9 protein-coding genes are annotated in these 13,859 nt (G+C 41.8%); 3 read left to right on the top strand and 6 right to left on the bottom strand.

The window, feature by feature from the left end; translation table 11 throughout:
• Nucleotides 1–10 precede the first annotated feature (10 nt).
• The gene (locus ACS125_RS11390) at nt 11–460 is read right to left on the bottom strand and encodes a PaaI family thioesterase (RefSeq protein WP_174741056.1); all 450 of its coding nucleotides are present in this window, start codon (nt 458–460) and stop codon (nt 11–13) included.
• 305 nt (nt 461–765) lie between these two features.
• Here ACS125_RS11390 and ACS125_RS11395 point away from each other — a divergent pair, with 305 nt between their 5' ends.
• Both ACS125_RS11395 and ACS125_RS11400 read left to right on the top strand, forming a co-directional pair.
• Nucleotides 766–2,568 (top strand): acyl-CoA dehydrogenase C-terminal domain-containing protein, encoded by a 1,803-nt coding sequence (locus tag ACS125_RS11395; RefSeq protein WP_443272197.1) that lies wholly within the window; start codon nt 766–768, stop codon nt 2,566–2,568.
• 196 nt (nt 2,569–2,764) lie between these two features.
• The gene (locus tag ACS125_RS11400; RefSeq protein ID WP_443272199.1) at nt 2,765–3,568 is read left to right on the top strand and encodes a thioesterase family protein; all 804 of its coding nucleotides are present in this window, start codon (nt 2,765–2,767) and stop codon (nt 3,566–3,568) included.
• A gap of 72 nt (nt 3,569–3,640) precedes the next feature.
• On the opposite strand, the gene ACS125_RS11405 is transcribed toward ACS125_RS11400, so the two are convergent.
• Nucleotides 3,641–7,123 (bottom strand): indolepyruvate ferredoxin oxidoreductase family protein, encoded by a 3,483-nt coding sequence (locus tag ACS125_RS11405; protein WP_443272201.1) that lies wholly within the window; start codon nt 7,121–7,123, stop codon nt 3,641–3,643.
• Nucleotides 7,124–7,327: 204 nt separating this feature from the next.
• Here ACS125_RS11405 and ACS125_RS11410 point away from each other — a divergent pair, with 204 nt between their 5' ends.
• Nucleotides 7,328–8,269, top strand: coding sequence for a LysR family transcriptional regulator (locus ACS125_RS11410; RefSeq protein WP_057085100.1), 942 nt, complete (start codon nt 7,328–7,330; stop codon nt 8,267–8,269).
• A 251-nt stretch (nt 8,270–8,520) separates the two neighbouring features.
• Here ACS125_RS11410 and ACS125_RS11415 read toward each other — a convergent pair whose 3' ends face one another.
• The 4 genes from ACS125_RS11415 to ACS125_RS11430 are packed head-to-tail and all read right to left on the bottom strand — an operon-like array spanning nt 8,521 to nt 13,837.
• The gene (locus ACS125_RS11415; protein WP_443272204.1) at nt 8,521–9,423 is read right to left on the bottom strand and encodes a hydroxymethylglutaryl-CoA lyase; all 903 of its coding nucleotides are present in this window, start codon (nt 9,421–9,423) and stop codon (nt 8,521–8,523) included.
• Nucleotides 9,420–11,411, bottom strand: a complete 1,992-nt coding sequence (locus tag ACS125_RS11420) for an acetyl/propionyl/methylcrotonyl-CoA carboxylase subunit alpha (RefSeq protein WP_443272206.1) — start codon at nt 11,409–11,411, stop codon at nt 9,420–9,422. The genes ACS125_RS11415 and ACS125_RS11420 overlap by 4 nt, the downstream gene beginning before the upstream one ends.
• Before the next feature lie 11 nt (nt 11,412–11,422).
• Nucleotides 11,423–12,226, bottom strand: coding sequence for an enoyl-CoA hydratase/isomerase family protein (locus ACS125_RS11425; protein ID WP_443272207.1), 804 nt, complete (start codon nt 12,224–12,226; stop codon nt 11,423–11,425).
• Nucleotides 12,227–12,235: 9 nt separating this feature from the next.
• Nucleotides 12,236–13,837, bottom strand: coding sequence for a carboxyl transferase domain-containing protein (locus ACS125_RS11430; protein WP_443272209.1), 1,602 nt, complete (start codon nt 13,835–13,837; stop codon nt 12,236–12,238).
• Nucleotides 13,838–13,859 lie beyond the last annotated feature (22 nt).

The following is a 13,859-nucleotide window of genomic DNA, read 5'->3' on the forward strand; positions in this document are numbered from 1 at the left end:
CGATATTTTATTATTTGCGAATAATCATTAAGGTTGCCGAGGCAAAAGCATACACTTTGCCGTTCTCATCTACGATTTTTCCTTCGGTACTAATAATATTACGGCCCGCATTAATCAATTTGGCTGTCGCATAGTAAGACGTATCAACTTGCATGGGACGGATCATTTTTACATTTAAATCAATAGTGCCATAGCCGACGCCATGTTCGAGCAATGTATGAGCTGCACTGCCAGTAGCTGTATCTAAAGCTGTGGCGCAAAAGCCGCCGTGTACACCACCTTGTATATTTCTGTGTTCTTTGCGAGGGGTAACTTTATAAGTTGCTTTACCTTCGGATACTTCAACGAGCTCCATTGGTATGGTGTGAGCCATAGGTGATGGTGAAACTTCACCATTTTTTAAAGCGGTTAAAAACTCAAGACCTGTGTATTTCGGGCTTTCCATAAATCGTCCTTGGATAATTAAGCAATCTAAATAACCATACTATAAATTGAATTTTTACGGAATAAAATTTTGCAATACAAAATTTAAAGTTATTCTAATTAAGCAATGCTAATTACTTTTTATTCTATATTTATATTTTAAAACAAGTGTTTATGTTTTATATCTATTTCTGAGTTACGATAATTTTATTAAATTAGTGAAAATATATTTTGCTATAAGAAATTTTTTGATATTTTGGTGAGATTGAAACAATAAAAGTCCACTTTAGGGAAAAACAATATCTGCCCATCACGCAGGCAGAGAAGTGAAAGGAAAAAACTATGCCTTTATACAAAGCTCCATTACGCGATATGCAATTTGTACTGCATGAAATGCTTCAAACAGAACAGAACTATCAAGGTTTAAGCAAATATCAGGAAAGCGTAAATCGAGAATTAATTGATCAATACTTAGAGGCAGCAGCAGATTTTTGTGAAAATGAATTGGCGCCTATTAACCAAAATGGCGATCAGGAAGGCTGTCATTTAAATCAAGGCGTAGTCACAACTCCGAAAGGTTTTAAAGAAGCCTACCAAAAATATGCTGAGCTTGGGTTTACCTCTTTAACTGCTGACCCCGAATATGGCGGGCAAGGCTTATCGACCTTATTGCGGATTGCCATTTCAGAGATGTTATGTGGTTCTAATTGGGCTTGGGCAATGTATCCGGGCTTGTCTCATGGGGCAATGAGAACAATTGAGCACCATGGTACTGAGCAACAAAAACAGAAGTTTTTGACTAAACTCATTAGCGGTGTCTGGACTGGAACCATGTGTTTAACCGAATCACATGCGGGTTCGGACCTTGGGTTAATTAGAACGAAAGCAGAACCAAATCCGGATGGTAGCTACTCCATTACGGGGGAAAAGATTTTTATCTCGGCGGGTGAACATGATCTTTCCGAAAATATTATTCATATTGTTTTAGCTCGTTTGCCTCAGGCACCCGCAGGGACTAAAGGTATTTCTTTATTTATTGTGCCTAAAGTTAATGTAGATGATGAAGGTAATTTAGAAGACCGTAATAAAGTCGTCTGTAGCGCGATTGAACATAAAATGGGTATTCATGGTAATGCGACCTGTGTGCTTAATTTTGATGGCGCGAAAGGTTATTTGATTGGTCCGGAAAATCGCGGGCTTAATTGTATGTTTACCTTTATGAATACCGCACGTATTGGAACGGCAGTACAAGGGCTTGCTGCTTCTGAAATTTCATTTCAAGGGGCATTAAATTATGCCAAAGAGCGTCTCGCTATGCGTTCGCTATCTGGTCCTAAATATCCAGAAAAAAATGCCGACCCAATTATTGTGCATCCAGCTGTGCGTTCGATGTTAATGATACAAAAAGCTTTTTCTGAAGGTGGACGTGCACTGGCTTACTTTTTAGCTCAGCATGTTGATATTGTGGAAAGCTCAAACGATCAGGAACAGCAGAAACACTCCGATGAATTACTGGCTTTTTTAACACCAATTGCCAAAGCTTTTTTAACCGAGTCAGGTAATGAATCTGCAAAGCATGGCGTTCAAGTATTTGGCGGCCACGGCTTTATTGTTGAACATGGTATGGAGCAAATTGTACGTGATGCACGTATCTCCACATTATATGAAGGAACAACCGAGATTCAGTCTTTAGATCTGCTTGCGCGTAAAGTCCTCAAGTCTGAAGGTAAACTCTTAAAGAATATGACTGGTTTAATTGACCAGTTTATTAGTCAACAGCAGTCCAATGAAGTGCTGAAACTTTATCTAGAAAAATTAGCTGAGCTTAAGCAACAATGGCTGTCACTGACTAAAACGATTGCAGAGAAAGCCAAGCACAACCCAGAGGAAATAGGAGCAGCTTCGGTGGATTATCTTTATTTTTCCAGTTACGTCGTGTTCGCTTATCTATGGGCTCGAATGGCACAAGTTGCCCATGAAAAATTAGAATCGGGTACACAAGAGGAAGCTTTTTATAAAGCAAAGTTAACAACAGCTAAGTTTTTCTATCAAAAACTTTTACATCGTACACAGAGCCATGCTGCTTCTATTGAGTCTGGCGCTGAATCTGTGATGGAGCTCGATCAAGACGCTTTTGCATTTTAGTGACTAGTAATTTTTAGGATCACTAGGTGAAATTGATATGCGGAATTTTACCCATTGATTAAATTTGTAACTTTAGACTCATGAGTTTTTGGTAGGAAAAAACAGTTGAGCCAAAGAAATAGATCGTTAACATAAGCATTAAAACGTGAATTTTCATCAAATATTGATGTTGAATAAGGACTATGGAAAGAAAATCATGAATGCTTATTATCAATTATTGAATAGAACAATTGGTCCTCAAGGTGAAGTCATTGCTCATTATTGCTCAACTGTTCATGCACAAGGGGCATGGAATCCTCATGAACAGCATATGGCACCTGCAAGTGGGGTTATTGCGGCAGAGTTAGAGCAATTTTCACCACGACAAGATATGCGAATTGGCCGAATTAGTTTTGATATTTTTGGATTGATTGCATTTGGTGAATTTACGATTAAGACCCATGTAATTCGTGCCGGTAAAACCATTGAATTGATTGAAGCAGAAATGCAGGCACAAGGTAAAACCTGCATTGTGGCTAGAGCATGGCGAATGTGTACTCAAGACAGTTCCGATATTGCTGGACTTGAAGATCATCCAATTCATCACCCAGATACCTTTACAGAATGGACAGGTATGAAAAGATGGCCGGGTGGCTTTATTCAAACGCTAGTCACTAAAACTGGTGATCAGCACCGAGCTGGCAAAGGCATTGTTTGGCTCAATAACGATAACGAAATGGTGGAAGGTCAGCCAACGACAGATTTTGCGCATTTAATTGGTATGGTAGATACCGCAAATGGGATTGTACCAAGACAAGAAGGCGAATTTACTTGGGGCTTTCCAAATCTTGATTTGCAAATTCACATGCACCGTTATCCGCAAGGTAAATGGTTAGGTCTAGAAACTGTTCAGCAATATGGGGCGGATGGTATTGGTTTAACCAGTGCAGTTTTACATGACGTGTATGGTCCATTTGGACGAAGCGAGCAGATTTTGACGTTACGTAAAATGGCTAAATAAATATTTGAGCCAATAAAAAGTCATCCCGAAGGATGACTTTTTTATTTTCAGATTTAAATTTTAAGTAATTTCTTAGCTACGTACTTTAATGAGTGTTGGTGTAAGTTCATCCCAACGCTGTTTTGCAGCATCCATTGCTTTCATTTTGATATGTCCATAACCACGAACTTCTGCTGGTAATTTTGCAATTTGTTCAGCAACTGCCAAGTTATGATTGTCTGGTGCTTCAACAAGTGTTTCAACAAATGCAATGTAACGGTCACGCCATGCTTGTTCGTGCTGACGCTCTTCTTGACGCGCAAATGGGTCAAGGAAAGTTTCGCGAAGCCATTGTAAGCGAGCAAGCATCATCATTGGGAAACGCATCCAGTAACCGAACGCACGTTTACGGACATTTTTTAGACCACCGAGTAATGCTGGTGGAGCAAGGTGATACGTTAAACGTAAGCCTTTACCGAACTGTGTCTCAATCGATTCTTTGAAGCTCTTACCTGTTAAAAGACGTGCAACTTCATATTCATCTTTATATGCCATGACTCTATAAAGCTGAGTTGCAATCGTACCCGTTAATTCCTCAGGTAACTTTTTAGCGGCCAGCTCTACAAGCGCACGATATTTAGCTGCGTAAGCTTCATTCCAATAGTCTGTTAGACGAGCAGAACGGTCTTCAACAAGTTCAGCTAAAGTTTGGGGAGTTTTGGTTTTTGGCATTGCCGCAACTAAGCGTGCAGCTAAAGTTGGGTCGCTTGCAAGATGACAACCCACGCGGAAAGCTTCGAGGTTCTTTTCAACAGCAGTACCATTGAGGCGAATTGCTTTTTCAATGCTTTCACGCAGTAATGGAATGCGACCAGATTGCCATGCCATACCGAGTAATAACTGATTGGTATAAATTGAATCACCTAACAGTTGTGTTGCAATGCGAGCTGCTGGCAGAGAAACCAGTTGGCCTTGACGAACACGACCACGAAGACGATCAATTAAATCGCTAATCGGTGCATACCAGTCACGAGATTTAATAAACTCAGAAGTAGGAGTACTGTCTTCATTCACAATAACCAATGCATCATCTTTCAAACGAGATAGGGCAGCGCTACCGCCAGCGACTACGGCATCTGCACCAATGAGTAATTCACATTGACCTGCCGGAATTTTGGTAGAAGAAATTTGCTCATCACTTGCTGCAAGTTGTACATATGAATAAACCGTACCACCTTTTTGCGCAAGACCTGCCATGTCCATCACACGGGTAGCTTTACCTTCGAGGTGAGCCGCCATACCAAGGAGTGCACCAATAGTCACAACACCTGTACCACCAATACCACCAACCATAATACGACTTGGAACATCATATAACTGAGGAATAACTGGTGATGTTGGCCAGCCTGCACCAATTCCTTCAAATTTAGCCGGACGTTTCATATCACGTGTATGAACAGTCACGAAACTAGGGCAGAACCCTTCAGCACAAGTGAAGTCTTTGTTACAGCTACTTTGGTTAATTTGACGTTTAGTACCTAAAGCAGTCTCTACTGGTTCAATAGATAAGCAGTTTGATTTTTTTGAACAGTCGCCACAGCCTTCGCAAATATCACTATTAATGTATAAACGCTCAGCCGGATCAGGGTAGGCATCACGTTTACGACGACGGCGCTTTTCACTGGCGCAGGTTTGTACATAAATTAAAGCGGTTACACCTGTAACTTCACGAAGCTCGCGTTGAACTGCGTCGAGCTCATTACGGTGGCGAATTTCGACACCCGGTGCAATACCGTCTTCTTCATTTAATAGTTTAACTTCATCAGTCACAATAACTTGTTTTTTAATACCTTCGGCAGCGAGCTGGCGAGTTAACTGCGCAACACTCAAATGACCATCTACATGCTGACCACCTGTCATAGCGACTGCATCGTTGTAGAGGATTTTGTAGGTAATATTAGTTTTTGCAGCGATAGACTGACGAATTGCTAAGTAACCTGAGTGGAAGTAAGTTCCGTCACCAAGGTTAGCAAAAATGTGTTTTTCATTGGTAAATGGTGATGCACCCACCCAACTTACACCTTCACCGCCCATTTGAGAGAACGTTTCAGTACCACGGTCAAGTGAAACGGCAATATAGTGACAACCGATACCGCCTAATGCACGGCTACCTTCAGGCACGACTGTTGAAGAGTTATGTGGGCAACCACTACAGAAATACGGTTTACGTTCAGCAAGATCAATAACACGTTTTGATTCTTGCTCTGCTTTTAGCAGTAAGTCGATTCTGCTTTGGATTTGTGTTTTTAAGCTTTCTGGAATATCTAGTTTTAAGAAGCGAGCAGCCAACATTTTTGCAATAGGTTCAGGCTGGTACTCATAGTGACCAATGAGCGGTGCCTCTTCAATAGAGGTACTCCATTCGCCTTTGCCATCAGTTGCTTTACCAATCACATGTGGGCGTTTGCCATCAGGCAGTGAGTACAGCTCATCTTTAATTTGTGTTTCAATAATTGGACGTTTTTCTTCAATAACGATCAGTTCTTGTAAACCTTCGGCAAACTCACGAACACCTTGTGGTTCTAACGGCCAAATCAGTCCGACCTGATAAACACGTAGCCCAAGCTGTTGGGCAGTTTCATCTTCAATACCTAAAATGCGTAAGGCTTCAATGGTATCTAAATAACCTTTACCACTTGCAGCAATACCGATACGGGCATTTTCACAAGGCCATGTAACGGTATTGATTTTGTTGGCGCGGGCATAAGCCAAAACAGCAGGTAAGCGATATTTATAAAGACGTTCTTCTTGTTGAATGCCGTGATCTGGCCAACGAATATTGACGCCACCCTCTGGGAAATTGACATCTTCTGGTATAACCGGAGTAACACGGTCTAGGTCGACATGAACAGAAGCAGAAGTCTCTACAATTTCACTGACTAGCTTCATTGAAGACCACAGGCCAGAAAAACGTGAAACTGCAATGGCGTGAACACCAAAGTCTAAAATTTGTTGAACGGATGTTGGGTAGAAAATTGGAATACCGCAACCAATCATGACATGTTCAGACTGGTGAGGGATTGTAGAAGATTTACATGAGTGGTCATCACCAAATAAAGCAACAACACCACCACGTTCAGAGGTACCAGCTAAGTTAGCATGGCGGAGTACATCGCCTGAACGGTCAACACCCGGGCCTTTACCATACCACCATGAAGACACTCCATCATATTTGCCTTGGCCTGAAAGATTAACTTGTTGGGTACCCCAAATAGCGGTAGCAGCCAAGTCTTCGTTTACACCAGGTTGAAATACAACATTATGGGATTTAAGTAATCCTTGAACTTGCCAAAGGAAACTATCATAGTTACCAACAGGAGAACCGCGATAACCAGAAATAAAACCAGCAGTATGATAACCATTGATCGCGTCACGGCGAGTTTGGGCAAGAGGCAACCGAACAAGTGCCTGAATGCCTGTCATATATGCTGTACCGTTATCACTTACATATTTATCTTCAAGTGACACATCCTTTGTTGCAATAATATTTGGAGTGACTTTTGTAGCTATATTCATTTATATCTCCTTAGAATTTTTAGTAGCTCGGACTACTTTCTTTTTTCAACATCCAGTTGAATATTTGGAGCAAGTGACATACGAAATAAAAAAAGATCGGTTCCTCTTCTTAAAAAGAATTAGTGCCAATGTATGTACATTTAGTCATTGTGGTTGAACTAAACTGGTGCAACAATCCGTAATTTAGGAAAACATATTTACGTTATGCGCAAAAATCTCGATGGTGGACTATTGCATGCAATGCATGCATTCCTGAAAGTGATTGATAGCGGGAGTTTCACAGCAGCAGCTGAGCAGATGGATCTGACCACAGCACAGGTTTCACGTCTTATCAGCGAGCTAGAAACACGCTTAGGTACAAAATTAATACAACGCTCAACGCGCCAGCAGGCACTGACCGATATTGGTGCGACTTACGCCGAGCGCTGTCGCCAAGTCATTTCAATGGTGGATGAAGCAGAATCAGAAGTAACAGGAACGGCATCTAAACCCAAAGGACGTTTACGTGTATTAAGCATGGGAAGCTTTGGGCATCATTATGTTTTTCCAGTAATGGCTGAGTTTTGTAAGCATTATCCTGAATTAACCGTGGAATATACGACTTCACAGTATGTTCCAGACTTGTTGGCAAAAGGGGTGGATGTCAGTCTGTATTTAACTGAATCATTAACAGATTCTCGTTTTGTTGCACGCAGAATTGGCACTATTTTTTCTGTTTTATGTGCTTCACCTGCGTACCTAGAAAAACATGGCGTTCCTAAGTCCCCAGAAGACTTAAAAAACCATGCCTGTTTACGCTTAGTAAACCCATCTATTACCCCAGATTGGCACTTATTAAATGCAAAGGGGGAGTCTTACCAAATTGATACTGGCGGGCAACTCATTGCAGATAACCCTGAGTTATTGTTGGATGTGGTGCAACAAGATATGGGCGTGGCGTTATTGCCGATGTTTTCGGCTTTAGATGCAGTTCAGAATGGAAGATTATGTCATATCTTGCCAGAGTGGCGTTCACCCGATATAGGGGTTTATACCTTATTGCCTTCACGTCATTTCATTGATGCTAAAACGCGTGCATGGTTAGATTGGGTGGAAGAACATATTTCCCCAAGAATCGAAATGGATGCTTCTTATTTTTATAAATAATCAGATAAATTTTTAAGGACTACAATTGAAAAAGGATGAAGAATAATACGGATTTAGAATAAAAATAGGGTAGAAAATGCTTCTGTTGAGAGAGGCATTTAATACAAAGATAAATAATAGATTTTAAAAAAATTGCATGAGGAATTCAGTCCCAATTCCTGAACGAAATGAGATAAAGTTTAGACGTGATAATCTGGTACTCAGCCTAATATTAAGCTTTATACCAGATGCTGAGCTATTTTAATTTATGACTATGCGCACTTGGTTTGCCAATAAGCATTTGCATAATTCGACAAGCTTTTTCGGTTTAATACATTGCTAATATTTTGACTGGCTTGCATTAGCTTTTCTAAATCAATACCAGTTTCAAACCCCATATGTGACAGCAAATAAAACAGATCTTCGGTCGATACATTACCCGAAGCTCCTTTGGCATAAGGGCAACCACCGAGTCCTGCAAGAGAGGAGTCAAAAACACGAATACCTTGCTGTAAAGACTGATAAATATTGGCAATCGCCATACCATAGGTGTTGTGGAAATGCCCGGCTAAAACCTTGCTGTCGAGTTCAGCAAGGCATGCTTGCCAAACCTTTTGAACGCGATCTGGTGTTGCTGTACCAATAGTTTCACCTAAAGACACTTCATAGCAGCCCATGTCATAGAGTCGTTTAACAACTTTTACCACTTGTTCAGGGGCAATAGCACCTTCATAGGGACAATCGACAATACAAGAGACATAACCGCGTACACGAATGTTATGGGCTTTTGCTGCACTTATGACATCGCTAAATTTTTCAAAGCTCTCATCGATTGAGCAGTTGATATTTTTACGAGAAAAACTCTCAGAAGCTGCGGTAAAAACCGCAACTTCTTTGCATCCTACCGCTTGAGCAGTTTCAAAACCTTTGATATTCGGCGTGAGCAGACTAAATTGCACATCGGTTGTTTGGGGTAATAGCTTAAATAACTCATCACTTTGAGCCATTTGCGGCACCCATTTTGCCGAAACGCATGAACCGACTTCAATACATTTCAGACCTGCATTAATCAGGTCATTAATGAAGTTTAAGCGTTGTTCGACAGTTAAAGCCTGCTTTTCATTTTGGAGGCCGTCTCTGGGACCGACCTCCACAATTTTGACAAACTCACTCATGCAACTTCCTCCTGTACAGGCTGAAATTCTACAAGCTCATCGCCAGCTTTGACTTGGTCACCGACTTGGAAATAGGAATCTACAATTAGGCCGTCTTTAGGGGCACGAATGGTGTATTCCATTTTCATTGCTTCAAGCGTCATTAAAATATCGTCTTTTTTAACGCTATGATTTGCGCTCACCAGTACTTGCGTGACCACACCCGGCATTGGTGCTTTTAGGTGACCTTCATCGGCTTGGCTATCTGCTTGATTAAAGTCTTGGCGAATATAAGCAAACTTATAGCTTTGCCCATTTTGGAACAATGTAATGCCTTGCTGACTTTGGTTAAAAGACAGCTTTTGCTGAGTCCCGCCTATTTGAACAGAGGCAGTATGTGCATCAATCAATTGACCAGAAATTGGGTAGCTTTGACCGTTATATTCTGCGGTGAAGCCATGTTCATTTGAGGCAAATTTAATTTGGATATTTTGGTTTAAATAGTTCAATTTAATACTGTGCTGATAAGCAATATTTAAACGCCAAAGCGGCTGAGCTTGCCAAAGATGTTTTTGGCTTGAGCTGTTGTTATTAAGTTTACTTAGAAACTCAATAAATGCCGCTGCCACCACAAGTTCTGGTTTGATTTCTTCAGGGCTAAACAAGAAGTTTTGTTCACGTTGAATCAGGTTGGTATCAAGCTTAGCTTGTTTAAAAGATTCACTACGAACAATTTTTTCAAGAAAGGCAATATTGTTGCCTAAACCATCCACATGGAATTGACTTAAAGCGTGTTGCATTTGAATGAGCGCAGCTTCACGGTTTTTACCCCATACAATGAGTTTGGCAATCATTGGGTCGTAATAGGTCGTGATTTCATCGCCTTCAACAATACCGCTGTCTACACGCACATATTGGTTTTGAGTTGGGTAGTGTAGGTAGTCAATTTTACCGATTGCAGGTAAAAAGCCTTTTTCTGGTTCTTCGGCATAAATACGTGCTTCGAGCGCATGTCCGTTAATTTGGAGTTGGTTTTGTAATTTAGGTAAAGGTTCGCCATAAGCCACACGAAGTTGCCATTCAACCAAGTCTTCCCCTGTAATCATTTCAGTGACAGGGTGTTCGACTTGTAAACGGGTATTCATTTCCATGAAATACGCTGTACCGTCTTGTTCCACAATAAACTCAACCGTACCTGCGCCAACATAATTTACGGCGCGTGCAGCATCAATTGCAGCTTGGCGCATTGCATCGAGCTTCTCGCTTGGCATTTGTGGAGCAGGGGCTTCTTCTAGTACTTTTTGATGACGGCGTTGTACAGAACAGTCGCGTTCAAACAAATGTACATAGTTGCCATGTGTATCGCCAAACACTTGAACTTCAATATGGCGTGGTTGAATCACATAACGTTCAATTAAGACGTCATCATTGCCAAAGCTTGATTTTGCTTCACGTTTACAAGAAGCTAAGGCATGCAGAAAATCTTCACTGCGTTCAACCAGACTCATGCCTTTACCACCACCGCCGGCACTGGCTTTAATTAAAACAGGATAGCCAATTTGGTCTGCCTGTTGTTTTAAAAAGTCGGCATCTTGGTTGGTTCCGTGATAGCCCGGTGTTAAAGGAACACCTGCTTTTTCCATTAAAGCTTTAGAGGTCGCTTTTAAGCCCATCGCTAAAATGGCATCCACTGGCGGGCCAATAAAGCAAATGTTGTGTTGTTGGCAAGCGAGTGCAAACTGGTCATTTTCTGAAAGGAAGCCGTAGCCAGGGTGAACCGCTTGGCTGCCTGTATCAATCGCTGCTTGAATAATACGATCAACCTGTAAATAACTTTGCGTTGCAGGGGACTGACCAATATAAACCGCTTCATCTGCAAGTTTGACATGTTGTGCATTTGCGTCTGCATCGGAGTAAACGGCAACCGTTGCAATACCTAATTTTTTAGCTGTACGAATTACACGGCAAGCAATTTCGCCACGGTTCGCAATTAAAATCTTTTCAAACATGATGATCGTCCTTAATTGTTGTTATTCGAGTTAGAAACCCAAGCAGGCTGCTGTTTATTTAAAAAGGCACTCAGACCTTCTTTTGCCTCGTTGCCTTGACGAACTTGCGCAATATGATGTGCTGTCTGTTGCAGCAAGTCATTGCTCATGGTCTGGTTGCTCACCATTTGAATGAGTTGTTTTGATGCCGCTTGAGCATGCGGGCCACCGAGTAATAGAGCATCAACAATTTCTTGAACTTTTTTATCTAAGTCTTCAGCATCTGCAACTTCATGTGCCAAGCCAATGTGTTTGGCTTCACGTGCTGAAATTCGCTCGGCAGTTAAGAAGTAACGAGAGGCTTGTCTTGCACCAATCGCACGAATCACATAAGGACTAATGGTAGATGGAGCAAGCCCTAAACGAACTTCAGATGTTGCAAACTTGGCATCAGTGCTGGCAATGCAAATATCACATGCCGACGCCAAGCCCATGCCGCCACCAAAGGCAATGCCATGCACTCGGGCAATGGTCGGTTGCTTAAGCGTTGCAAGTGCATCCAACATTTGCGCAAGTTTTAATGCATCTGCTTCATTTTCTGCTGAAGATGCCTGACCTGCCTGTTTCATCCAGTTGAGGTCGGCACCTGCTGAAAAGCTTTTACCGCGACCTGCTAAAACCACAACACGAACATCATCACGGGTATTGATTTGCTTAAAGCAGGCATGTAGCTCTTCAATGACTGTCGTATTAAAAGCATTGTGCATTTCAGGGCGATTCAGCCAAACATAGGCAACCTGATCTTGTTGTTCGAGTTGTAAAAATTGATAGCTCATATACACCTCTTACATGCGGAACACGCCAAATTTGGTTGGCTGGATTGGGGCATTCATAGCAGCAGCAAGACTTAAACCAAGTACCTGACGAGTTTGAGCTGGGTCGATTACACCGTCATCCCAAAGACGAGCAGAAGCATAGTATGGATGGCCTTGGCGCTCGTACTGTTCACGAATTGGTTGTTTAAACTCGTCTTCTTCTTGTGCTGACCACTCGGCACCTTTTTGCTCAATCTGATCACGTTTTAAAGTCGAGAGTACACTTGCTGCTTGTTCGCCACCCATCACTGAAATACGAGAGTTCGGCCAAGTCCATAAAAAGCGTGGTGAATAAGCACGTCCACACATACCGTAGTTACCCGCACCAAACGAACCACCAATAATCAGGGTGAGTTTTGGTACATTTGCAGTTGCAACTGCCATAACCAATTTAGCGCCGTTTTTGGCAATCCCTTCATTTTCATACTGGCGGCCAACCATAAAGCCCGTAATGTTTTGTAGGAATAACAATGGAATATTGCGCTGTGTGCATAGCTCAATAAAGTGCGCACCTTTTTGTGCAGACTCTGAAAATAAAATCCCATTATTGGCAATAATGCCGACTGGCATACCGTAAAGTGAAGCAAAACCAGTAATCAGTGTAGAACCAAAGCGTGCTTTAAACTCATCAAAACGAGAGCCGTCTACAATACGGGCAATCACTTCACGAATATCGAAAGGTTTACGTGCATCACTTGGCACCACGCCATAGAGTTCCGATGCATCAAACAATGGTTCATCAACTTGTTTACTTAAGTCATTTGGCTTTTTATTGAGGTTAGCAACAATGTTTCGTGCAATGGCAATCGCATGTTCATCATTTTCGGCTAAATGGTCAGCTACACCCGAAAGACGTGTGTGTACATCACCACCACCTAAATCTTCACTGCTTACCACTTCACCAGTCGCAGCTTTTACAAGAGGAGGGCCACCTAAGAAAATCGTACCTTGATTACGGACAATAATGGTTTCATCAGACATGGCAGGAACGTAAGCACCACCTGCGGTACAGCTACCCATTACTACAGCAATTTGGGCAATACCTAGGCTCGACATGCGTGCTTGGTTATAGAAAATACGCCCAAAGTGATCACGGTCTGGGAAAACCTCATCTTGCATTGGTAAATAGGCACCGCCTGAATCCACCAAATAAATACAAGGCAAATGATTTTGTTCAGCAATTTCTTGGGCACGTAAATGCTTTTTAACCGTAAGTGGGTAATACGTTCCGCCTTTAACCGTTGCATCGTTGGCAACGATCATGCAAGTGATGCCATTGACCTGACCAATACCCGCAATCACACCCGCAGCAGGAACATCATCTTCATAAACTTTATACGCTGCCAACTGTCCAATTTCTAAAAATGCCGTACCGACATCAATCAATTGATCAATACGTTCACGGGGTAAAAGTTTACCTCGAGCCAAATGTTTTTGACGGGCATTTTCACCGCCGCCTAACGCAATACGCTGGGCAACTTGTTTTAGATCTGTGACCAAGGTTTGCATGGCTTGCTGGTTTGTTTTGAAGTCTTCACTTCGAACATTAATCTTGCTTTGTAATTGGTTCATAAGATGTGTCCTTATTTATAAT

It is taken from the genome of Acinetobacter sp. PFS20, from assembly GCF_052261015.1.
In the GTDB taxonomy this organism is placed as follows: domain Bacteria; phylum Pseudomonadota; class Gammaproteobacteria; order Pseudomonadales; family Moraxellaceae; genus Acinetobacter.

Coding starts and splice junctions, on each gene's coding strand:
- ACS125_RS11405 (WP_443272201.1), bottom strand. CDS start 7,123: ATGAATATAGCTACAAAAGTCACTCCAAATATTATTGCAACAAAGGAT.
- ACS125_RS11420 (WP_443272206.1), bottom strand. CDS start 11,411: ATGTTTGAAAAGATTTTAATTGCGAACCGTGGCGAAATTGCTTGCCGT.
- ACS125_RS11395 (WP_443272197.1), top strand. CDS start 766: ATGCCTTTATACAAAGCTCCATTACGCGATATGCAATTTGTACTGCAT.
- ACS125_RS11400 (WP_443272199.1), top strand. CDS start 2,765: ATGAATGCTTATTATCAATTATTGAATAGAACAATTGGTCCTCAAGGT.
- ACS125_RS11410 (WP_057085100.1), top strand. CDS start 7,328: ATGCGCAAAAATCTCGATGGTGGACTATTGCATGCAATGCATGCATTC.
- ACS125_RS11430 (WP_443272209.1), bottom strand. CDS start 13,837: ATGAACCAATTACAAAGCAAGATTAATGTTCGAAGTGAAGACTTCAAA.
- ACS125_RS11425 (WP_443272207.1), bottom strand. CDS start 12,226: ATGAGCTATCAATTTTTACAACTCGAACAACAAGATCAGGTTGCCTAT.
- ACS125_RS11415 (WP_443272204.1), bottom strand. CDS start 9,423: ATGAGTGAGTTTGTCAAAATTGTGGAGGTCGGTCCCAGAGACGGCCTC.